Genomic DNA, 22,916 nt, shown 5'->3' with positions numbered 1-22,916 from the left:
CTCATTATTCCAGACAATAACATGCCAGCCAGAGACTGGCAGAAATAAAAACTCACCCTGCAAGAAACAGGTCGGAACGGAGATTATTTATCTAAAGACCAGTATCCCGCATCGTATAATGAGGCCACACCCTGATTTGCAAACAATGAAATATCGCGCTCGCCCGGCTGCGGATAAATACGACTGCTTAAGCAAGCGTCACCATCGTTAATAAAAACTTCCACCGATGAGCGGTCAATAAAAATTCGCAGTGACAGAATGCTGTCTGCTGGTAGCGGAATACTGCGCGTGCCTTCCAGCGAATATTGCGGATAGCGGCGCTCCACCACCAGACGCCCGGCCTGATCGTCGACGTAAATTCTCAGCCCGTCGCCCAACGCGATACCAAACTGTTCAGCCGTCGATGCGCTCAAATCCCATGCCAGCTGAACTTCGACCGCGTCGGCATCTGCCGCGACAAGGACGTTCTGATTGTTCAGGCAGCGGACGGGCGTGGGATAATAGCTGCCACGCAGCGCGGTCACTTCGGCAGCCGGTTTCATTCTCACCCGGCCATCGACAAGGCTTAATTCGCGTGGAAGCGAGAGCATTCCGGCCCAGCCATCCTGCTGTTCGGGCATCGGTGATTCCCACATATCCAGCCACCCGATGACAATGCGTCGGCCATCCGGGGTCACGAAACTCTGCGGGGCATAAAAGTCGTGGCCGTGGTCCAGCTCAGTAAATTGTCCGCTGTGGGTGAACGGTTGACCTGGCTGCCAGTCCCCAAGTAAATAGCCACTCTGGAACAGGTTGCGATAGTGATACCCTTCCGCCGCCATGCCCTGCGGCGAGAACATCAGGACACGCTTCTCTCCCAGGGTGAAGAAATCCGGGCATTCCCACATAAAGCCCTTGCCTTCATCAGCCTCGGCGAAAATACCTTCGTCATGCCATTCGCGGAGATCGGTGGAACGGTACAGGCGCACCTGGCCGGTATTCTCCACGCGGGAGCCGACAACCATGTACCAGAACTCACCTTCGCGCCACACCTTCGGATCGCGAAAGTGATGCAGTCCGGGCGGTGTATCAATCACCCTGCCGTGCCGTTCAAAATGGATGCCGTCACGACTGGTCGCCAGACACTGCACCTGGTAGAGGTTGTCGTCTGTGTCCGACGGGCCGTGAAATTTATGTCCGGTGTAGATGAGCGCCAGCGTATCGCCGTCCACCACGGCGGAGCCAGAGAAACAGCCGTCTTTGTCCGCCGGGCCTTCCGGCGCTAGCGCGACGGGCAGATGTTCCCAATGCACCAGATCTTTGCTTCGGGCATGCCCCCAGTGCATCGGCCCCCATTTCGGGGAATAGGGATGGTGTTGATAAAAGGCGTGATACCAGCCGTCAAACCATACCAGGCCATTAGGATCATTCATCCAGCCTGCGCGAGGGGCGAGGTGATAGCGCGGATACCAGCGCGGATTAATCCCGGATTGTGCTTTTTCAAGCACCTGTTCAGCCTGTTCTAATAAGGATGTCATCGTCTTTACTCTCAGTACATTACACAGCGTTTTGCTGCAGAAAAGATGGCTCAGATGAGGATTTAGTTGAGCGCAAAAGGAAAATGGAAATAAACGTGGTGCTGAACACCATGATGCCCATGATCAGATAGGATTGGGCGAAGCCAAATCTCTCATAGCTAAAGCCTGCCAGCGGGGACAATACGGTGCCAATGACGGAGCTGGTGCAGGCAAATCCCACCAGATAAATGGTGGAGGAGAGACGTTTGTCGAAATTCAGGCTGTTGTATTTAAATATGGCGACTAACAATATTGGCAGTTCGACCGCGTGAAGCAGTTTGGTAATGGAGATAAGCAAGGGGCCTTCCACCAGCCCGGAAGCAATCATGCGCAGCGCCATCACCATACCTGCGAATATCAGGCCATTTTTAGCGCCAATGCGATTAACCAGCCACGGCGCACAAAACATACCCGCGGCCTCGAGAAAGACCTGGAAAGAGTTTAAATAGCCAAACATCTCGTTCCCTTCTCGTAATGTCGGGAACTGTGACGAGAAATAGACCGGGAATTGCTGATCGTATACGCCGTAAATGCAGGTTCCGACCACGAAGAATATCAGCGCCCAGAAGCGCGGCAGAGTCAGCAGACGCAGGGCGTCTTCCAGAGAAACTTTTTTAGCGCCAATTTCGAGTTTCTCCATGCTTGCCGGCGCGGCCACCTTTAAGCGGGCCAGCAGACAGAAGAAGATTAACCCTGAGCATGACGCCACCAGGAAGTTAAGGTCAGGGTTGATATTAAACAGTAACCCGGCAAAAAACGTGGCGACCGCCCAGCCCAGAGACCCCCACATGCGTGCCCGCCCAAACTCAAAGGTACTCTGACGCGCAACGCGCTCGGTATAGGACTCCAGAACGCCGATACCGCCATTAAACGTCAGCCCGATAAATAAGCCCCCGAATACGCTGCCCAGCAGAATATTAACACTCAGCAAGTAGCTAAAAAGCAGATAAGCCGGGCCGGAGAGGATCAACAACGCGGTGATAAACCATAACAAATGTTTGCGCAGACCAAGTCGGTCCTGGATAAAGCCATAACAGACCTGTGCGAAGAGCGCGGAGACGGATAACACGGAAAAAATAATGCCGGTTTCCGATGCCTTTAGCCCCACTTCCTGGTGAAGCCAGATTGAGAGAAGTGAACTTGATGAGGACCAGGTCACAAAGAAAAAGAACAGCAGAGCGCTGAGCAGCATGTAACTTCGAGTAGGCCGTTTTTTCATCTACGTAATCTCGCAAGAAGGATATGCTAAGATGGTAACGTTAACATTTCAGGCGTACACTCGGTTTTGATGTGATACTCGATGTTAATCACAAAAGTTAACGTTAACATTAATGTGTTGAGATCGCGCTCAAACTTTTGAGCGTGACTTGCGTAACCCTGGGTGTCGGTGCCTAGAATAGGACATTCGCATTGGCTCACAACACCTTACCGGGTCGAATGCATTCAGATAATGGAAAGCTATGGCGTCTTTAAAAGATGTGGCCAAACTGGCCAATGTATCGCTCATGACGGTTTCTCGGGTGCTCAATGATCCGAAACGCGTAAAGCCTGAAACCCTGTCCCGGGTGCAGGAGGCGATCCTGCAGTTAAATTACGTGCCTGACCTCTCAGCCCGACAGGTTCGTCGTGTCGGCTCCCGCAACAAAACCATCGGCGTACTGGCGCTGGATACCGTCACCACCCCTTTTTCGGTAGAAATCACGCTGTCTATCGAGGAAACCGCGCGGGCGTATGGCTGGAACAGCTTCGTGGTGAATATGTTTACCGATGATAACCCTGACGATATTGTCGACCTGCTGCTCGCCCACCGGCCCGGGGGGATCATTTTCACCACCATGGGGCTGCGTGAAGTGAGCATCCCGCCCCGGCTACTGGAGCACCCTTGCGTTCTGGCCAACTGCGAGAACACGGGAGAACCGGTTGCCAGCTATATACCTGACGATGAACAAGGCCAGTATACGGCCGTACAGGCCTTGCTGGCGGCGGGATACAGCCGCCCTCTCTGCCTGCATTTACCTGTCAACCATCTGGCGACGCGTCGCCGCCGTCAGGGGCTTGATCGCGCCTGCCGTGAAGCCGGTATCGATCCTGATACGCTTGAGCACTGCTATATGCAATTTGGCGATGAGCACTACCGGGATATTCCGGAGATGCTGCTGGCGCATATCGTTCAGGGGAAACCGCAATTTGATTCGGTCATCTGTGGTAACGACCGTATTGCCTTCATGGTGTATCAGACGCTGTTAACGCAGGGGATCCGAATCCCACAGGATATTGCCGTTCTTGGCTACGATAATCTTGTCGGCATCGGAAATTTGTTTTTACCCCCGTTATCCACGGTCCAGCTGCCGCATTATGAGATTGGGCGCTTAAGTACCCTGCACATTATCAATGGCGACACCCACCGGGATAAGGTGCTGGTCGAGAGCCCCTGGCTCAGGCGCGAATCCTGTTGAGCAAGAGAGGCCGCATACCGACGACCTTTTGACAGTCACCTGGGGACATTATGCAAAACGAATTTTACTGGATAAACGAACCTGCCGAATGGCATAGCGAGAACAACACGTTATCGGTCGTGACCGACGACCACACCGATTTCTGGCGCCATACGTGGTACGGATTCGAGCGTTTCTCGGGCCACATCTACGCGACTGACGCGGCGGGTGATTTCACGTTTCAGACTCAAATCCGCGCTGATTTCAGCACGCTCTATGACCAGGCGGGGATCATGCTGATGTCGGACGAGCAACACTGGCTCAAGGCCGGGATTGAATACAATGATGGCGCACCGGCCATTGGCAGCGTACTGACGTTACAGGCCTCCGACTGGGCAACCGGTATCTTCCCGGGTAACCCCCGGGAGTTCTGGCTTCGCCTGACCCGCAAGGGAGACGCGTTACGGTTACAGTACTCAGCAGACGGGCTGTCGTGGCCTTTGCTGCGTTTATGCCATTTCCCGTCGGGGCCAGTGAAAGTCGGTGTCATGTGCTGCACGCCTGAACGCAGCGGCTTAGCCGTCGAGTTTAGTGATTTCAGTCTCGCTCCGGCCATGGATAAAGCGCTGCACGATCTCAGCTGATTTACATCGCGCCATCCGGCTCTACGATCCGTTGATGGCGCTGCCTGAGCTTCCACCTGGATCACACTTTTCCCACCCGACCATTCCCTTAAAATAAACAGGTGATATTATTCACCCCGTAAATACCTCTCAACTCAACCCGAGGCTTTGATGCTGGAGAATGTCATCATCCGATAATCAGCTCCCCGACCTTTCAGGCCGGACTGATTATCAATGCGCCGAAATCGAATGCGGACACCGCGGTGTGTTTGCACGTTTTGCACATGATGATTAAACAGGTTTTCCAGTATGAATTTATCCCGTCAGGAACAACGTACCTTACACGTTCTCGCCAAAGGTGGACGTATTGCGCACGTCCGCGATAGCTCAGGCCGCGTCACCGCCGTTGAATGCTACAGCCGCGAAGGGTTGTTGCTCGCCGACTGCACGCTCGCCGTCTTCAAAAAACTCAAAACCAAAAAGCTGATCAAGTCCGTCAACGGTCAGCCCTACCGCATTAACACGACCGGGCTGAACAGCGTTCGTGCCCAGCCAGATAATCGTTAAGGAGAGGATGATGGATATCCCACGTATTTTTACCGTCAGCGAAAGCGAACACCGCATTCATAATCCGTTCACCCCGGAAAAGTACGCCACGCTGGGCCGCGTGTTACGCATGAAGCCAGGCACGCGCATTCTCGATCTCGGCAGCGGCTCGGGGGAGATGCTCTGCACCTGGGCGCGCGATCATGGCATTACCGGCACCGGCATCGACATGAGCCGACTTTTCACCGAACAGGCAACGCGCCGTGCTGACGAACTCGGCGTCAGCGAGCACGTGCGTTTTATTCATGACGACGCGGCCGGGTACGTCGCAGGTGAAGAATGTGATGTGGCGGCCTGCGTGGGCGCCACCTGGATTGCCGGCGGCGTCGCCGGAACAATGGCGCTGCTGGCAAAAAGCCTCCGGCCCGGCGGGATGATACTCATCGGCGAACCCTACTGGCGTCAGGTTCCTGCGAGCGATGAGGTAGCCCAGGCCTGCGGCGTCTCGTCCATCGCAGACTTTCTCACCCTGCCCGATCTGGTCGCCTCGTTCGACGCACAGGGCTATGACCTGGTGGAAATGGTCCTGGCAGACCAGGAAGGCTGGGACAGATACGAAGCGGCGAAATGGATGACCCTGCGTCGCTGGCTGGCGGAAAACCCTGACGATGACTTTGCACAAGAAGTTCGCGCGGAGCTGACAATTGCGCCCAAACGCCACGTCACCTACACACGAGAGTACTTTGGCTGGGGGGTGTTTGCGTTGATTGCCCGATAGCCTGAAACAGGCGGTATAGCCTTAACGACTATACCGCCGTCACTCATCAGGTATTAAGGCGGCTCAGGATAATATGAACGCGGATTCAGTCACATTTACCCACGCTTAATCACCGGGATATCGCCCGTATCATTTAACGCCCCCGGAAATGTTTTTAACCACTGAGCGACTTTTTGTTTATTGATATTCACCACACTCATCCCTTCCAGGCATCCCCATAATTCTCTTGTATGCTGCGGCGTGATCACAATACAGTCTTTCATCACCCGGATTTAAACCGGCATACCGCTGATAAACCCTGCCCGGGTTAGCCAGTCTCCCCCCAGCGGAAGATATTTATTATCTATCCGGGCATAGAGTTCGCAGCAGGCGGAGCTTGCTTCCGGCGTTTCTGCGCGGGGATGAACAGGCGCTGCACTGGTCTGGTTGCCGTGAAGTCGGCGGGTACTGTTTTTGCGTACCAGCTCGCGGTTTTCAATCATGCCGGTGAAAGCATCTGATTCTGTTTTGCAAACCGTAAACTCTGGCATAAAATTCGGCGCAGCCATTTTCAACTCCTTTTCAGTTGCTTGTGGTTAGCGGTATGGGGGTGTTGCAGCACCTTCATATCGCGTCTCGTTGTAAATAATTCCTGTGAAACTTACTCCGCCGTTCGGCGTTATTTCTGATGCGTATTATACCAGGCTGAATATAAATACAGCGGTTTGGCGTGGGGTAAATTTGGAATTTGCGAGGGGGATTCAGGAAATAGTGTTGTGTGCGCTAAGGCCATGTTTTTGTTGATTGCGGGTTGATTGGTCTGGGTTTTGCGAGCATCATCGCAATTATTTACCTTCTTCCGTAACGCGATGGCTTCCAGCAAAACACTCGAACAGGCAATTGCCAACATCACTATCTGGCGCAAGGGCGAACAACGTGCGCCACATAAACCCTTATTGCTTCTGTACGTGCTGGCAAACTATCAGCAGGGGCATGCACGTCTGTTTGACTACGGTACCGAGGTACATGCTCAACTGCTAAGCCTGTTAGAACGCTTTGGTCCAGACAGGAAAGAACATTATCCGAACATGCCCTTCTGGCGGCTCAAAGGGGATGGATTCTGGGATCTTGAGAACAGTGAACTCTGTTCCACCACTGGCAGCAAACAGCCACCGGTAAAAGAGCTTGTTGAACATAAGGTCGCTGGCGGTTTTGATGAAGAACACTATGCGCTACTGAGAAAGAACAAGAAGCTGATCGGCTCGCTGGCACAGAAGATCCTTGAGGCGCATTTCCCGGAAAGCATCCAGGAAGAGATCGCAGATGAAATGGGTTTTGATATTCAACAGATCCGTAAGGTTCGCGATCCGTTGTTTCGCCAGCAGGTGCTTCGAGCCTATAACTATGAATGTGCAATCTGCGGATTCAACATGCGACATGATAACACCTCCGTTGCACTTGAAGCCGCGCATATCAAGTGGAAACAGTTTGGCGGGCCGTGTGAAATCCCGAACGGGCTGGCGCTGTGTGCAATTCATCATAAAGCGTTTGATAAGGGATCGATTGGGCTGGATGACAGTTTGCGGGTTCTGGTGTCTGAGGCGGTAAATGGCAACGGGAATGGGATTGTGGGAAGACTGTTCTGGGATTTCGCCGGGAAGCAGATAGCACTGCCGATGGTGAAAGGGAATTATCCAGGGGAAGGGTTTGTGGAATGGCATCGGAGGGAGGTGTATAGGGGGTGAGTGTGAAGGCCGGACTCGCACATAAATCTTAACCTCATGATTTAAAATAATTAGTAAAAAATATTTACGTTTTATACCAACACAGATACCAAGACGAAATTCATTGTTTCGGCTTCGAACCCGGACAAACATGACTGAGTTGTATTAGCTCAGATTTGACCTGACGCAGCTATGGTATAGATCTAAACCTAATCTGACAGGCAGCTCTAGTGCCAGGAGCGGACGCTGCTAACAGCGCACTGTGTTAATCTCTAGGATGCAGGTCGGATACTCTTCCCGAGCCACCAATCTAATTGGTTGGCTCGCTAATTTGGCTTCAGGTGAACCGAAGGACATGTGGTACGGAAGATTTACTGGTTGTTCACCTTCAAATAGTGAATACTTGACGTGGCCCCGGAAACCCTCCTGATTCCATTTGTATAGCTAAATCTGACGTAGTGATTCGACGTAAACTAGATGCTGCAATAAATTGAACTCCAAGAGCTAACCGAACAACTTGTAGACGTTTAAGTCCTGCCGGTTTATAGCGACTGGCTACGTAAGGGGGGAGGTTATCAATCACGGTTTTAATTTGACTATCGTCACGATGGGGTTTTTTATCCATAACTGTTTGTGCCAAATACGCCAGATTATGGCCATTCTTTCCTTTCAAAGTTTTTAGATCGACTCCGTGCCAAACTAAAACAGCTTTTAAGGAAAGCTCTGCTACCATACAGATCGGCTGGATAATTGAATCATGGCTAAAGCTATTAGGCAGTGTATTTGCCATATCTTCTAGATTGGATCTGCACATTTGCCAGAGTGTCAAAGCCTCTGATGCACAATTTTCAATTTCATTTAGCCCCATAGTGAAATCATGAATATCAGCAATAGCAAAAGAAACTTCTGCAGCAATAGTTCGTTCTTTTCTACACCATTCCCACCATTCTTCGTCACTTGAAAATCCTGCTATTTTCCAGATTTCTAGATTGTTCTCCCCGTATAAAATAGGAAAAGTTGTTTTCCTCACTTGATCCATAGATGCAATTAGACCTATTCCTGCACCAGGCCAACTTGTTTCGACTTCAGGTATCATGGTAGTGTAAGCATCTACGATGCGCTGAACCTCGGGATTACTAATAATACCAAGGCTGAAACTTGTTCCAAGAAGTTCAATTGCGGCGTTCAGCGGTCTTTGATGAACGTGAATACCTTCCTCAGCATATTTTTTATCCAACATACGTAGATCATCTAGCGTCCACATAATCTTATCAATCCCTTCTAATATTTTGCCAACTATAACGGAAGACTACAATTTAGCTCATAAAAGCTTTTTATTCCCTCTATATATTGTAGAGGTGACCCTGACCCAAAATCCTGTGCCATTCAGAAACAGAATGCCGGCATGATCTACACTCCCTGAGCGGAGGTGGTGCCGATGAAAAAATCACGATTCACCGAAGAGCAGATTGTTTTAGCCCTGAAGCAGGCCGAACTGGGGACGTCCGTGCCGGAGGTCTGCCGTAAGCTGGGCATTTCTGATGCCACGTTCTATACATGGCGCAAGAAATATGGCGGGATTTTTCCTTTAGAACTGAAGCATATGCGGCAGCTTGAGGAAGAGAATCTCAGGCTGAAAAAACTGGTTGCCGATCTCAGCCTCGACTAAGCCAAGCAGCAGGACGTGCTGGCAAAAAAGAACTGACGCTGGCGCGTCTGCGCGAATGGGTCCGGGACCTGCAGGCACGCTACAGGGCCAGCGAGAGGCAGGTCTAATTGCACTACAGGTCAACCGCAGCTCATTCCGCTACCGTTCTGTGGTGGCAGACGATAGTGCACTACGCTTTCGTATCAGGGAGATCACCGATACCCGGACCCACTATGGCTATCGCCGGGTTTACGTCATGCTCAGGCGGGAGGGCTGACGGGATAATCACAAACGCATCTATCAACTCTACAGCGAGCAGGGCCTGTCCCTGCGTTTCAAACGCCCACGCCGGAATAAATCAGCACAGCGTCGACAGCCCCAGCCTTATGGGCGGTATCCGAATCATATCTGGGGCATGGACTTTGTCTCTGGCGCCTTATTTGACGAGCGTTGGTTACGTCTGCTGACAGTCATTGATCTCTAGATACGGGAATGTCTGGGGATCTGCATGGGTCAGAATCTGTGCTCAACGGAGGTTATAGAGATGCTGAACACCATTGCGCTCAAACGTCCTTTACCCCAATTGCTGAAAACCGATAACGGCTCTGAATTTGCAGGAAAAATGCTGGACAAGTGGGTGTATGAACGAGGGATCCGTATAGACTTCTCACGACCGGGAACACCTACGGACAATGCGAAGGTGGAGTCGTTTAACGGCAGGCTACGACAGGAGTGTCTGAACAAGAACGGGTTCATGCTCCAGGAGGATGCACGGTGCAAAATCGAGGCCTAGCGCATACACTATAACCAGAAACGTCCCCACTATGCACTGGAACGGATGACCCCGTCCGAATTTTCCGAGAAACCTGCCGGTTGCCAGAATATGCAGCCAGACTGAAGCCGGCTATTCCTGATTATGACTTGAGTATATTCGGGTTAGGGTCATATGAAGACATTACTAACATCGCGGTGTGTTAATCTACGGTGAGCAGGTCAGCATCTTTCTTTACATACAAATCAGATTTAATTGCGACTAAGTAACGCCGATATGCGACTTTCATCACATAAATTTTGCAACCATGAAGCAAGCAAAATAAACCCAAGATGAAGATATTGTACTAAGCGCTTAATCTGCTACTAATACTCTCTCAACGGCATAGCAAATTTGACTTCTCCCAACAATGTTAAAATTTTGTAACTTAGGTTAAAGAAGTTGTTGGGATAACGGCTATGCAGGAAGATGTTATCAACTCTTAAAGCTTCGCGGAGTGCGCAGGTAGCCACATCTAGTAAGGGGAGAAGCATGGAAACGTTCCACAATCCAGATCGGTTTATGTCTGATTTGCGCCAGGTACTATCACAGGGTAGGAAGCGTATTGGAATTCTTGTTGGCGCAGGAGCACCACTCGCAATCCGCGTAAATGAAAAAAATGAAATCGACCCAAATGGAAAATCGCTTATTCCGGGCGTCGAGGCATTGACATTCCAAGCAACCTCCGGGTTGACAGAGATTCAAACGAAGGCGGTAGAAGCAATAAAAGCAAGTTTGGGAAGTACCGCTAATATTGAGTCAGTTCTATCACGTATCCGTTTATTAGAGCAAGCGCTGGGGAAAACGAAAGTCGAGGGGCTAGACTCAAAAGAGTATAGGCAACTAGGCAAAGATATTTGTAAAAAAATTTCTGAAATAGTCGGAGTTTATTTACCCAAAGAACGAAACGCATATTCTGATTTAATTGCATGGATTACTGGTACCGTTCGGTCGAACTCTGTAGAAATATTCACTACGAATTATGATTTTCTTTTCGAAGAGGCATTTGAACGCGTTAGGTCTCCTTATTTTGACGGGTTTTCTGGCGGCAGCAAGCCTTTCTTTGACCCTGTATCAGTAGCAGGCGACGACTTACCTGCTCGATGGGCAAAGCTATGGAAGATGCATGGTTCCCTAGGCTGGGCTTTGGAAGACGGGGCGGTTGTCCGAGGACATGGTAGAGAGGCCGCCGAATTAGTTTACCCGGACCATTTAAAATATGACCTAACTCAAAAACAACCTTATTCTGCTCTCTTTGAGAGACTTAAAAGGTTTTTACTTACCCCCGACTCTTTGTTGCTCACGGTTGGATTTTCATTTAGGGATGCACATATTTGTGCCGTTCTTGATGAAAGTTTGGCTATGAACGCCAATACGGCAGTTTTGGCGTTTCAATATCAAGATCTTGCAAAGGAAGAGCCAGCTGTAAAATTAGCAAGTGACAGACCTAACCTGAGCGTCTACGCAGCAGATGGAGCCGTCATTGGAGGAGTTTCAGGAAAATGGCGTCCAGGGGAGTTACCTAAAAACTGGGGAAGTATTCGTGAAAGTTTCTGGGCAGCACGGTGGCCGAAAGAGCCAAATAAATTTTTATTAGGGGACTTTGCAGCTTTTGCTCGCTTCTGTGCATTAGCTCAAGCAAATGACTTGATAGCACAATCTTTGAAAAGGGATGAACCAGATAAAGCTGAGGATGAAACCAATGGAAGCGGCAGAAATGCGGTTGAGCTAGAGGAAGGCCAAGATGAGTGGTAATGATCCGACATATTTAGGTGCCGTTAGTGCTGTCTCAGGCGCCACCCTCACTATAAAACTTGCTGAGTCCTTAGACTCCGGCTTTGCCGTCATTAAAGGACATACATATCGAGTTGGCCAAGTAGGCAGTTTTGTCAGAATTCCTCAGGGCTATCAGGACCTATTTGGTATCGTTTCTGAGATCGGGGCCACTGCCGCACCCTCACAATCTGATGTTTCTGAAATTGACTCAGGTAGATGGATGACAGTCCAGCTTGCTGGTGAAACAGTCGGTGGTCAATTCGAAAGAGGCTTAAGCCAGCATCCTAATATAAATGACTCAGTACACTTGGTTACTGAAGCTGATCTAAGAAGAATCTACGGTTCAATCGGTGACGACCAAGTGAGCATAGGACATCTTGCGAGCGCGGAAAACATTGACGTACGTCTTTCTTTAGATGCTCTTGTAACGCGCCATTCAGCAATACTAGGGTCAACTGGGGCAGGTAAATCCACAACTGTCGCTAGCCTCCTGAGATCAATTATTCGGAAAGATGAAATTCAGGGATCACCTGGCGCTCGTATCCTTATGCTCGACATCCACGGTGAGTACACTAAAGCTTTGGAAGACGTATCGACTGTTTTCAGTGCAACCCCTAACCAGGATCAAAAACCTTTATTTGTTCCCTATTGGGCTTTAGAGGCTGGTGAACTTTTAGATTTCATAACAGGAGGGCTTTCTGAAGCTCACGAAATTGCCTTCACAGATAAAATTGTGGAGTTAAAAGACAAGGGCATTAAAGTAAATCCAAGAGCAGGTATTGATTCTAGAACTCTTACTGTAGATAGCCCGGTACCGTTTAGCTTAAAACGACTTTGGTATGAATTAGTTGATTTTGAAACAACCACCTATATCGGTGCAAATCGTGATGAACCTGCGCTTGAAGAATCTGGGGATGCAGAAACCTTGGTCGCGCCAAAGTATCAACCTCATGCAATGGGTGCCAAAGGGCCATTCACCAACACAGCAGCTAGAGGTATTCGAAGACCATTAAATTTACTTCGTTCCCGCCTACTAGATCGCCGCTATGATTTTCTTCTTCATCCTGGCGATTGGGAGCCTGACCTAACGGGAGCAGTTAAAACAGATCTCGACAAACTGTTAGAAGGTTGGCTCGGCCATGATAAACAAATCACTATATTGGATTTGTCCGGAGTCCCTAGCGGAGTTTTGACTCGACTCATCGGTTCTATTTTACGTATTGTTTATGAAGCACTTTTTTGGAGTCGGGAAAAATCAGAGGGAGGTGTAGAGCGTCCTCTTTTAGTAGTGATGGAGGAGGCTCATCGTTATCTTGGACCTGATGCTGGAACAGTCGCCTCTGAAGTGGTAAAACGCATAGCAAAAGAAGGTCGTAAATATGGTGTAGGTGCTATGATTGTGTCCCAGCGACCAGCAGAAGTAGATGAGACCGTTTTATCTCAATGTGGCACGATCATCGCGCTTCGGTTATCAAATCCCGTAGATCGTGCGCGTGTGAAAGGAACTTTGCCGGATAACTTAGCCGGGCTGATGGACCTTTTGCCCGTGTTGAGAACTGGTGAAGCAATAATTACCGGGGAAGCTGCTCGACTCCCTGTCCGCTGTCGCATTACTTTGCCCTGCCAAAAGCACTTACCACGTAGTAATGATCCCAAGGTAACCCAAGCCTGGGCGAGTAGGCGTTCAGCCGAAGGCTATGACCGTGTGGTTGCCTCTTGGCGTAGTCAGCAGACTAATGCAGTTGTCCAAAAACTTGAAATCACCCGTTCACCAATCGAAGATGAACCTGAGGAGAGCTAAATATGCACCGCGACGCCGTATCATCGTCAAACATTATGTCTGCTGGTTATGATTCCGCCAGTGAAACCATGGAAATCGAATTTAAGGATGGGGCTGTTTACCAATACTATAATGTTAATGAGCATCTTTACGAGCAATTCAAATCAGCCCCTTCTAAGGGACAATTTTTTAATATGTATATAAAGCATGCTGTTCCATTTTCGAGAGTTTGATCTATTCAATCGGGTTGTTTCACATACAACCCGATCTCTATCAGTATTGTTGTTATATGGTTAGGATATCTCATTCTCCATATACTTATCCTAATAAATGTAATATTTTAATCAGATCCTTTGTAAGAAAACTTTTTTGATAGAGCAGCCCCCCTTTGGAGTTATTTCAACTCAATTTAAGTATTGAATGGAACCTCACTATCATCGATGAATATAGTTCCATGCAAAAAGGTATTTCTTTCATATGTGTTTGTTAAAGGAAATGAGGCACAATGACTATGGCTCTGGACATATAACTCGGATTGCCATTGTTTACGTATTTCTGCATCCTTGATATTTTTTCCTTCTAAAATATCAGATGTATACAAATCCGCGAGATCTTTTGGTATAGCATGTTCAGTTCCAATTCTAGATCGAATATTCGCACTACAAATCTCTATTATCAGACCGGTAATACCAATATTTAGAAGGCGATTAAGAATTTTCAAGCGTGACCTTGATGCAAAATCAGAATGCTTAATTAAAACGTTATATTCGGGTTTAAAATAGTTTATTAATCCCGCTTCGGTTAAAGAAACTATATCAGCACGAGTCAATTTCACATTACTTAGTCTGTTGAAATGGAGCGAATCTTCTGTTGTTGAAGAAAGCGGTTCTACATTCATATTGCCACCATTGCTTATAATGGTTCGTCCATGCTCAAACCGATAAAGTAGCAGTAATACTTCGAATGATGGAAAATGAGTACTCATTTCTGCAAGAATACGTTGTAAAGTTGAATGAGCTCGCAATCTGTCAACAGCAGTACGCGTCCCTTTTCGCCCAATACCTTGACCAACATACATAACTCTTAGATCAGTATCAGTGGGAAGTAATTTTGAACGGGCCTCTGCAATCAGATTACTAACAGATACAATCTGTTTTATATTTTCAGTTATTATAACAAGTTTAGTTCCGTTTAAATCAACAGCAATATCGATGATTTGGTATTCTTCCGGCACAATTTCTTTAGAGATGTAATATTCAAACGGTACCTCAACAAAGCCAGCCACTCTTTTAACAAGAAATGAACCAATAACAGTCCTACCATTCAGTAAAAATTTTTCTGGCTTAATAAATATCCGCTCACGACAAGTAATAAGATAAATATTACAGCCTTCTAATGCCTTCAGATAGGCAGGATTGCGATTGACTTGGTAAAGATCAGCCGTGGTCAGTAAGGCAGGCTCACTTGAATAAATATGCGTTGCACCTTCCATAGTGTATAAACGTGTTACATCTGAGTAGTTGTTCATTATATTATCCTAACACATTGATTATTACTCTTTTAAATGCCCATTTAACATAGTAAAGTTGTATTGTATCAATCTAAATATATACCCGCAGTTGTACCCGCATCAATAATTTGATGTAGATTGAATCAGGTTGACTTAGGTTGAGTGAAAATGCGTGGAAAGCCTTGCGGATACCGGATTTCAGACGCAAAAAAAGCCGCCCTTAAGCGACTTTGATTTGCATCTTTTGGTGCCGAAGGCCGGACTCGAACCGGCACGTATTTCTACGGTTGATTTTGAATCAACTGCGTCTACCGATTTCGCCACTTCGGCACTGAAGGGGATGCGGAAACGTTGTGGATTATACCTGTCGCGCGCCGCCATGCAAGCGGCGACGCGCTAAACCTACGCTAAGTGCCCAAAAAACCAGCGCCCTGTCATTCTACCTCGGAAACCGCCAGCCGAATCACGCCTGCCGCCTTCTGCTCTGGCAGCGCCAGCACCTTCGCCCACATCTCCTGCACCATGTCGCAGGAGAGCTTCTCTTTGCCCACCGCCTTCTCCGGCATCTGCAGCAGCTGGATGTCCTCGCCGTACTTGTCGGCCAGCGTTTTCATAATCGGGCGGACATCCGTCACCGCGGCGTCGCGTTCTTCCGGAGTTACGGTGTGGCGGTTTTTGCCGTAGGCCGCGCGCATCATGTCGGCGTCGGCCTGCATGCGCCGCGTCATCAGGTCTTTATCCAGCATGCGCATCGGGTTGACGCCCCCTTTTACCGCAGGGTAGAGGAAGCGGAAACAGGCGTCGTCGCTCACCTTCTGGATGGCGGCGGTCTGCTCCATGTTGATCGTCATATAGTTCACCACGTTAGCGTCCGGCGCGTTTTGCAGGCGCGACATCTGCAGATGCAGGATCTGCGGCTGGATGGTGTCGATAATCTTCTGCTCCGGCTCGCCGGCTTTTTGCAGGGCCGCCATCTGGTCAAGAATGCGCTGATGAAGCACAGGCTCCTGCTCTTTAATCACCTGCCAGGCGGGCATTGCGTTGAGGGTGGTATCTAGCTGCTGTTCGGGGGTGTGCTGGCGTTGTTTGTCGAAGTAGACCCAGAACGCCACGACGGCGGCCAGGAGAGTCACCACGACTATACGGATCCACGTTTTATTCATCTCGCATCCTTTTCTTTTTGCTATGCCGGTTTACACCGGCACGCCGCTGTGAAAGCGAAACTCGTTGTCCGGTGTCGAGATAAGTGTGGCTTCAATTTCGCCAAAAAGCTGTATGCGCGGTGAGATATCGTCGTCGCTCACCTGTTGGGCAAGCGTCAGGTAGTCCTGATAGTGGCGCGCTTCCGAGCGCAGCAGCGAGAGATAGAACTTCTGCAGGTCGTCGTCGAGGAACGGGGCCAGCGCGGCGAAACGCTCGCAGGAGCGGGCTTCGATGTAGGCACCGCAGATGAGTTTGTCGATAAGCGTCAGCGGTTCATGCGTGCGCACCGCTTTCAGCATCCCTTTGGCGTAGCGGCTGGCGGTGATTTTGACGTACGGAATGTCGCGCGCCAGCATCGCCTCGCGCACCTGCCAGAAGTGGTGCAGCTCTTCTTTAATCAGCAGCACCATGCTGTCGATAAGCGCCTGGCCCCACGGGTCGTCGGTTTTGGGCATGACGCTTTTGCCAATCTGCTTGTGCAGGGCCACAAAATCCGGTTCCGGGCCTTCGCGGAAGGTGAACGCTTCGTAGGGTTTGAGCCAGTCGAGCAGCGCGTCGGCACCGCTTTCATCGGCGACGTATTTACGCACCAGCAGCAGCGCGGTCTGAGCGGCCTTGAGCTCGCACACCATGTGGTCGGTGAGCAGCAGCGGCAGGTTCGCCGGGTCGCGGGCGTGATCAATCCATGCTGTCGGGGTTGGGCACTGGAGGAAGGTAAGAACGGGGGCGAGTATCTGCGGGTAATCCATGGTTCTGCCTTGAAAAAGCGGTGGCACGCGCCACCGCCTGAAACGCTTAGTGACGCACGCCGTCGTCGTCTTCGTCGATGAAATCTTCGTCGTCGCCTTCTTCGCCGTCTTCACCGTTCGGATCTTCGAAGTAGGTTCCCCAGCCGTCGTATTCCACTTCGAGCTTCTCGGCCAGGTTCATCAGCTGTTCGACCTGAGCGTCGATCAGTTCTGCTTTCAGCGCGCCTTCGCTCAGAATATCGCAGCAGATGACGGTGTCGCCCTCTTCCACTTCCAGCTCTTCCGGCTCGGTCACTTCGTAACCCAGTTTGAAAGCTTCTACCGCCAGTTTTTCCAGCGCGTCGAAATCGTCAGCAGAGAAATGGTGCTCGATGGTGTACAGCGCGTCCGGATCGCTACCGTCTTCCAGCAGTTCTTCGATAATCAGGCGCGTCTCTTCGCGTTGCTCTTCCAGGTGTTCCGGGTTTGCCATGGCTCATTCCTCTTTAAAGTGCGGCAGATACTTCTATTTTCACACACGGACGGGTTTGCCTCCACCTTTGTTGGAAAGATTTGTGAAACGGGGTTGCAAATGAATAATTACACATATAAAGTGAATTTTAATTCAATAAGTGGCGTTTGCCATGTGAGGATAAAATGTCTGATCTGTACAAGAAACACTTTCTGAAATTGCTCGATTTTACCCCTGCACAGCTCAATTCCCTGCTGACCCTTGCCGCTCAGCTTAAAGCCGATAAAAAAAAGGGTAAGGAAGTACAAAAACTTACTGGCAAAAACATCGCGCTCATCTTCGAAAAAGACTCAACCCGTACACGATGCTCTTTCGAAGTTGCCGCATTTGACCAGGGCGCGCGCGTCACGTATTTAGGGCCGAGCGGCAGCCAGATTGGGCATAAAGAATCAATTAAGGACACCGCGCGGGTACTCGGGCGGATGTACGATGGCATTCAGTATCGCGGTCACGGTCAGGACGTGGTCGAAACGCTGGCGCAGTATGCGGGCGTGCCGGTGTGGAACGGGCTGACCAATGAATTCCATCCGACGCAGCTGCTGGCGGACCTGCTGACCATGCAGGAGCACCTGCCGGGTAAAGCGTTTAACGAGATGACGCTGGTTTATGCGGGCGATGCGCGTAACAACATGGGTAACTCGATGCTGGAAGCGGCAGCGTTAACCGGGCTGGATCTGCGTCTGGTGGCACCCAAAGCCTGCTGGCCGGAAGAGCGCCTGGTGGCGGAGTGCAGCGCGCTGGCGGAGAAGAATGGCGGGAAGATCACCCTGACGGAAGAGGTAGCGGCCGGCGTGAAAGGGGCGGACTTCATCTATACCGATGTGTGGGTGTCGATGGGCGAGGCCAAAGAGAAGTGGGCCGAGCGGATTGCCCTGCTGCGCGGGTATCAGGTGAACGCGCAGATGATGGCGCTGACCGGTAACCCGGACGTGAAGTTCCTGCACTGTCTGCCGGCATTCCATGACGACCAGACCACGCTGGGTAAGCAGATGGCGAAAGAGTTCGATCTGCACGGCGGAATGGAAGTGACGGACGAGGTGTTTGAATCGGCGGCGAGCATTGTGTTTGACCAGGCGGAAAACCGGATGCATACCATTAAGGCGGTGATGGTGGCGACGCTTGGGGAGTGATCCTCTGCGGTCTGGTGCCCTCCCCCCGGCCCTCTTCCACCGGGAGAGGGCGTAAACCGGCGCCACTTCATTGATTTTTTCGCCTGAAAAAGGTACGTTTTCGCCTTAATTCCTGCGTGGACATACCAGCATTATGCCGATTATTCAGTCTGTTGAACGTGCGTTGCAGATCCTCGACCTGTTTAACGAGCAGGCCACCGAGCTTAAGATCACCGACATCAGCAAACTGATGGGGCTGAGCAAAAGTACCCTCCATTCGCTGCTGAAAACCCTGCAGCTTCACGGCTATATCGATCAGAACCCGGAAAACGGTAAATATCGCCTCGGCATGAAGCTGGTGGAGCGCGGCCATTTTGTGGTGGGCTCAATCGATATTCGCCAGAAGGCGAAAGGCTGGCTGACGGAGCTATCGCAGCGTACCGGGCAGACCACCCATCTGGGGATCCTGGACGGTCGTGAAGGCGTTTATATCGAGAAGATTGAAGGCAAGCTGGCGGCTATCGCCTATTCACGCATTGGTCGTCGGCTGCCGGTTCACGCCACCGCCATCGGCAAGGTGTTGATTGCCTGGCTTGGCGAGGCCGAGCTGAACGCCCTGCTTGAGGGCTATCAGTACACCACCTATACCCCTTCCACCCTTGCCTCCCGCGACGCGTTGCTGGAGGCCCTCGCCAAGACCCGCGAGCAGGGTTACGCCTTCGACCGCGAAGAGAACGAGCAGGGCGTGCGCTGCGTGGCGGTACCGGTGTGGAACCATGAATCCCGCGTGATTGCCGCCCTGAGTCTCTCGACGCTGACGTCACGGGTGGATGACGCCGAACTGGCCAGCTTCCGCGAGCAGCTTCAGCAGGCCGGGCTCCAGCTCTCACGCGCGCTGGGTTACCCGGCCTGAGCCGCTATTTCGCGAGCGGTTCGTAGGTGAAGTAATCAAAGTCAGCGTGGCAGCCGTCACCGCTGATGTCTTCGCAGTGCAGGCCGACAAACGCGCCGGTAAAGAAGCCGCGCCCACCGATGTAGTCATCCGACAGTTTCCACGCTTCATACGTCACCGGCACGGTGTGCCACGTGTCACCGTCAAACGAGTAGCTGTAGCGGTAAACCAGGGTGTCGACGTCAACCCGTAACCAGATGCTCTCTGCGCTGTCCGGTACCGGGATCGGCTGTTCATGCAGCGGCCACGACGGCACGTTGTGGTCAAGCTGGATCACTTTGATCGTTCTGCCCTGCCCTTCCTCATAGTCCACAAAGCAGTAGCTCCAGTTTTTACTGTTGTAGTAGCAGGTCAGCCCGGCGCTCTGCTGGAAGTGAACCGGCGAGAACTGCATGCGCGTCTCTGCCCGGAAGGCGAAGTGTTGCCAGCGGCGTGCCACGGTCGACTGGGTAAAGGTCGAGTTGAGCGAGTCGTTGCCGTAAAGCCGCAAATACCCCGGGCGCACGCTCAGCGAGCCGAGGCTGTCGTCGAACGGAATGCGCAGGGTCTGCAGCTCCGGGTCAAGCGTGCTGCCGTCGAAATCCTCCCGCCAGCTGTCCCGGGAGGCGGCGGGCTGCTCCGCTATCTGCGGGCCGGGGACGGTCAGTTGCGCGTGTTTGCCGCAGTCAACGTACGGCCAGCCGTCGCGCCATTCGATGCGCGCAATGCCGGTCTCGCGTCCCAGCGGGCAGTAGCCGCGCCCGCCCGAGGCCAGCAGCGGTATGCCCGGCAGGCGCAGCGGTCGGCTGGTGAGGTAGGCCATATACCACTCCCCGGTGTGGGTCTGCAGCAGCGAGCCGTGGCCGCTCTTCTGCAGCGGGTTCTCCGGCAGATGCCAGCTGGTCATCATCGTCACGTCCGGATGCAGTTCGTACGGCCCGTCGAGCGTTTTTGAGCGCAGCACCACCACCGCGTGTTCATAGCTGGTGCCGCCTTCGGCGACCATCAGGTAGTACCAGCCCTCTTTACGATAAAGGTGCGCCCCTTCGGTGTAGCAGAGCGGCGTGCCGGTAAACAGGGTTTTGCGCTCGGGCGAAAGGGTGCCGGTCTGCGGGTCAAACTCCTGCATCACGATGGTGTTATGCGGGTTACTGTGATGGCGCGGCCCCCACGGCCGGTAGAGGTAGTATTTGCGGCCATCGTCGTCGTGGAACAGCGACGGGTCAAACCCTCCGTTGCCCATCGGGATCGGTTCGCTCCACGGCCCCTCGATGGAGGGCGCAGTGACGAGGAAGTTACGGCCATTTTTCCACGGCGAATCGACAATTTTCACGTCGGTGTACAGCAGCCAGAATTGGCCATCGGCGTAGCTCAGACACGGTGCCCAGATGCCGCCGGAGTCCGGGTTGCCCTTCATGTCCAGCATCGACACCCTGTCCAGCGGCGTGCTGACCAGCGACCAGTTCTTCATGTCGCGGGAGTGGTAGATGCGCACGCCCGGAAACCATTCAAACGTCGAGGTGGCGATGTAGTAATCCTCCCCCTGACGGCACAGGGACGGATCCGGGTTGAAGCCGGTGAGGATCGGGTTTGTTATCGTTGTCATGTTGCCTCCTGTTAATGGGATGCGGCTGTCGCAGCGTCGGGCACGGCGTCACCCTGCGTTGCACGGTGCTTAATCAGCTGCTGACTGATGGCCGCCACGCGGGCGTCGGTGAGTTTGTAGAACGACAGCATGATGAACATGCCCACATAGAGCACCACCGGCACCACGCAGAACAGAATTTTAATGGTGGTCAGCACTTCGACCGGCTGCACGCTGCTGCTGGCGGAGTAGTTCACATACGCCAGGATCCAACCCACCACCGCACCGCCAATCGCCAGACCGATCTTCAGGCTGAACAGATAGGTGGAGAACACCAGCCCGTCGAGGCGGCGACCGCTGCGGCTCTCCTCGTAATCCACCACGTCAGAGGCCATCAGCCACTGCAGAGGCGTGGTGGTGTTAAAGACGAACAGGAACAGAATGTTAAGGGCGAAAATCAGGGCGATATGTTCGGCCGGGATGAAGAAAATCAGCAGGCTGATCAGGGAGTAGGCCACGATTATCCACTTGAAGGCGGTCACCCGGTCAAAGCGCCCCAGCAGGCGGGATGAGCAGAGCGAACCAAACATGGTGGCGAGACTGCCGTAAAGCAGAAACTGCGTCGCCATCTCCGGGTGATCCATGACGTACTTCACGAAGTAGAGCGTCGCCCCGCCGCGGACCACGTTGGAGCAGGTCGCCATCATCTTGAACGCACACATAATGCGCCACTGGGTATTGCCGAAAAGAAGCTTGAGGTCTTTCGACACCGACGAGCCCGGCTGCACCTCAAAGGTGTAGCGCTCTTTGGTGGTGAAGAAGCAGACGTAGAGCAGCACCACGCCGCTCAGCCCCAGCACGCACATGGCGCCGAAATAGCCGACCTGCTCATCGCCTTTACCAATGATGCTCACCAGCGGCAGGGCAATGCCACTGATGGCCAGCGAACCCGCCGCCGCGAGGAAAAAGCGCCAGGACTGCAGCGCGTGGCGCTCTTTCGGGTCAGCGGTGATGACGCCCGGCATGGCGCAGTAAGGGACGTTAACGAAGGTGTAGACCAGGGTCAGCAGAATGTAGGTTATGCAGGCGTAGATGATTTTACCCTGCGCGGAGAAGTCCGGCGTGTAGAAGGTCAACACGCAGACAATCCCAAACGGGATCGCGCCCCACAGCAGGAACGGACGGAACTGGCCGTGACGCGTGCGGGTGCGGTCAACCAGCAGCCCCATCAGCGGATCGGTGACGGCATCCAGCACGCGGGAAACTAAAAACAGCGTCCCCATAATGCCCGCCGACAGGCCAAACACGTCGGTATAGAAATAGGCCAGCAGGAACATGGTGGCCTGCCAGACAAAGCCGCAGGCGGTGTCACCCAGCCCGTAGCCAATTTTATCTTTCATGGTTAATTGCATCATTACCCCCAACGGCAGTACGTGGAACAGTGCAAACGCCAGGGTCCTGATTCAGGCAAATAAATGCCCGGTGCATCATCAGGAATACACCCTTATTTCGTGTGCTGAATTCACAACATCGTGTTAATAGAGTGTAATTAAGTGTTCAATTAACCGACAATGGTCATATCTTATTTCTGAATTATGATATTTTGCTTTTGTGACGCCACTCGACATCCTGATATCATTTAAAGACTTTGTTTTTCATGCA

20 protein-coding genes, 1 tRNA gene and 2 pseudogenes are annotated in these 22,916 nt (G+C 51.7%); 12 read left to right on the top strand and 11 right to left on the bottom strand.

All coding sequences use genetic code 11. The annotated features are described in order from the left end of the window. Positions 1-83: 83 nt before the first annotated feature. Both QLG09_RS18020 and QLG09_RS18015 read right to left on the bottom strand, forming a co-directional pair. On the bottom strand, positions 84-1,517 hold the full coding sequence (locus QLG09_RS18020; RefSeq protein ID WP_049023635.1) for a glycoside hydrolase family 32 protein: 1,434 nt from the start codon (positions 1,515-1,517) through the stop codon (positions 84-86). 19 nt (positions 1,518-1,536) lie between these two features. Next, entirely contained in the window at positions 1,537-2,775 is a 1,239-nt protein-coding gene (locus QLG09_RS18015; protein ID WP_014168436.1) for an MFS transporter, read from the bottom strand. Between the two features lie 241 nt (positions 2,776-3,016). On the opposite strand from QLG09_RS18015, the gene QLG09_RS18010 reads away from it, so the two are divergent. The 4 genes from QLG09_RS18010 to QLG09_RS17995 all read left to right on the top strand — a co-directional run bounded on the left by QLG09_RS18010 (position 3,017) and on the right by QLG09_RS17995 (position 5,938). Further along, positions 3,017-4,012 (top strand): LacI family DNA-binding transcriptional regulator, encoded by a 996-nt coding sequence (locus tag QLG09_RS18010; RefSeq protein WP_044859407.1) that lies wholly within the window; start codon positions 3,017-3,019, stop codon positions 4,010-4,012. A 50-nt stretch (positions 4,013-4,062) separates the two neighbouring features. Further along, a complete protein-coding gene (locus QLG09_RS18005) occupies positions 4,063-4,635 on the top strand; it encodes a DUF1349 domain-containing protein (protein ID WP_047356922.1) in 573 nt (190 codons plus the stop codon). A 288-nt stretch (positions 4,636-4,923) separates the two neighbouring features. Continuing rightward, entirely contained in the window at positions 4,924-5,181 is a 258-nt protein-coding gene (locus QLG09_RS18000) for a YjhX family toxin (protein ID WP_014168433.1), read from the top strand. Between the two features lie 10 nt (positions 5,182-5,191). Further along, positions 5,192-5,938, top strand: coding sequence for a class I SAM-dependent methyltransferase (locus tag QLG09_RS17995; RefSeq protein ID WP_049023638.1), 747 nt, complete (start codon positions 5,192-5,194; stop codon positions 5,936-5,938). A 95-nt stretch (positions 5,939-6,033) separates the two neighbouring features. Here QLG09_RS17995 and QLG09_RS17990 read toward each other — a convergent pair. Continuing rightward, positions 6,034-6,486 (bottom strand): annotated as a pseudogene (locus QLG09_RS17990) (SymE family type I addiction module toxin). A gap of 300 nt (positions 6,487-6,786) precedes the next feature. Here QLG09_RS17990 and QLG09_RS17985 point away from each other — a divergent pair. Continuing rightward, positions 6,787-7,662 carry a phosphorothioated DNA-binding restriction endonuclease gene (locus tag QLG09_RS17985; protein ID WP_014168429.1) on the top strand — a complete coding sequence of 292 codons (876 nt, stop codon included), beginning with the start codon at positions 6,787-6,789 and terminating at the stop codon, positions 7,660-7,662. A 367-nt stretch (positions 7,663-8,029) separates the two neighbouring features. Here QLG09_RS17985 and QLG09_RS17980 read toward each other — a convergent pair whose 3' ends face one another. Beyond that, positions 8,030-8,881 carry a hypothetical protein gene (locus QLG09_RS17980; RefSeq protein ID WP_196761981.1) on the bottom strand — a complete coding sequence of 284 codons (852 nt, stop codon included), beginning with the start codon at positions 8,879-8,881 and terminating at the stop codon, positions 8,030-8,032. Between the two features lie 198 nt (positions 8,882-9,079). On the opposite strand from QLG09_RS17980, the pseudogene QLG09_RS17975 reads away from it, so the two are divergent. From QLG09_RS17975 to QLG09_RS17960, 4 genes and pseudogenes are all read left to right on the top strand, one after another. Next, positions 9,080-10,187 (top strand): annotated as a pseudogene (locus tag QLG09_RS17975) (IS3 family transposase). Between the two features lie 405 nt (positions 10,188-10,592). Beyond that, positions 10,593-11,855: an SIR2 family protein gene (locus tag QLG09_RS17970; protein WP_049023642.1), complete on the top strand. Its 1,263-nt coding sequence runs from the start codon at positions 10,593-10,595 to the stop codon at positions 11,853-11,855. Further along, entirely contained in the window at positions 11,845-13,677 is a 1,833-nt protein-coding gene (locus QLG09_RS17965) for an ATP-binding protein (RefSeq protein WP_049023643.1), read from the top strand. Before QLG09_RS17970 ends, QLG09_RS17965 begins: the two co-directional genes overlap by 11 nt. Positions 13,678-13,679: 2 nt before the next feature. Continuing rightward, entirely contained in the window at positions 13,680-13,889 is a 210-nt protein-coding gene (locus tag QLG09_RS17960; RefSeq protein ID WP_020885377.1) for a KTSC domain-containing protein, read from the top strand. Between the two features lie 176 nt (positions 13,890-14,065). On the opposite strand, the gene QLG09_RS17955 is transcribed toward QLG09_RS17960, so the two are convergent. The 5 genes from QLG09_RS17955 to rraB form a co-directional block, all read right to left on the bottom strand. After that, on the bottom strand, positions 14,066-15,184 hold the full coding sequence (locus tag QLG09_RS17955; RefSeq protein WP_049023645.1) for a hypothetical protein: 1,119 nt from the start codon (positions 15,182-15,184) through the stop codon (positions 14,066-14,068). Between the two features lie 227 nt (positions 15,185-15,411). After that, positions 15,412-15,496, bottom strand: a tRNA-Leu gene (locus QLG09_RS17950). 104 nt (positions 15,497-15,600) lie between these two features. Beyond that, positions 15,601-16,329 (bottom strand): hypothetical protein, encoded by a 729-nt coding sequence (locus tag QLG09_RS17945; protein WP_049023678.1) that lies wholly within the window; start codon positions 16,327-16,329, stop codon positions 15,601-15,603. Between the two features lie 30 nt (positions 16,330-16,359). Continuing rightward, entirely contained in the window at positions 16,360-17,118 is a 759-nt protein-coding gene (miaE, locus tag QLG09_RS17940) for a tRNA isopentenyl-2-thiomethyl-A-37 hydroxylase MiaE (RefSeq protein ID WP_282489227.1), read from the bottom strand. Positions 17,119-17,164: 46 nt separating this feature from the next. Continuing rightward, positions 17,165-17,590 (bottom strand): ribonuclease E inhibitor RraB, encoded by a 426-nt coding sequence (gene rraB, locus QLG09_RS17935; RefSeq protein WP_282489226.1) that lies wholly within the window; start codon positions 17,588-17,590, stop codon positions 17,165-17,167. Positions 17,591-17,689: 99 nt separating this feature from the next. Here rraB and QLG09_RS17930 point away from each other — a divergent pair, with 99 nt between their 5' ends. The 3 genes from QLG09_RS17930 (at position 17,690) to xynR (ending at position 19,651) form a co-directional block, all read left to right on the top strand. Further along, complete coding sequence (locus QLG09_RS17930) at positions 17,690-17,785, top strand: hypothetical protein (RefSeq protein WP_215723726.1); 96 nt, start codon at positions 17,690-17,692, stop codon at positions 17,783-17,785. Then, entirely contained in the window at positions 17,755-18,759 is a 1,005-nt protein-coding gene (gene argF, locus QLG09_RS17925; RefSeq protein ID WP_032679528.1) for an ornithine carbamoyltransferase, read from the top strand. The genes QLG09_RS17930 and argF overlap by 31 nt, the downstream gene beginning before the upstream one ends. 133 nt (positions 18,760-18,892) lie before the next feature. After that, entirely contained in the window at positions 18,893-19,651 is a 759-nt protein-coding gene (xynR, locus tag QLG09_RS17920) for a DNA-binding transcriptional repressor XynR (RefSeq protein ID WP_025205733.1), read from the top strand. Positions 19,652-19,655: 4 nt separating this feature from the next. Here the strand turns inward: xynR and QLG09_RS17915 are convergent, their stop codons facing one another. Then, on the bottom strand, positions 19,656-21,275 hold the full coding sequence (locus QLG09_RS17915) for a glycoside hydrolase family 43 protein (protein ID WP_282489225.1): 1,620 nt from the start codon (positions 21,273-21,275) through the stop codon (positions 19,656-19,658). 11 nt (positions 21,276-21,286) lie between these two features. Then, the gene (locus QLG09_RS17910; RefSeq protein WP_072126504.1) at positions 21,287-22,669 is read right to left on the bottom strand and encodes an MFS transporter; all 1,383 of its coding nucleotides are present in this window, start codon (positions 22,667-22,669) and stop codon (positions 21,287-21,289) included. Positions 22,670-22,916 lie beyond the last annotated feature (247 nt).

The organism is Enterobacter sp. V89_11 (assembly GCF_029967775.1).
GTDB lineage: Bacteria > Pseudomonadota > Gammaproteobacteria > Enterobacterales > Enterobacteriaceae > Enterobacter > Enterobacter ludwigii.
Note: the sequence above shows the minus strand (reverse complement) of the source record. Positions and strands in the feature narration are given on the sequence as shown.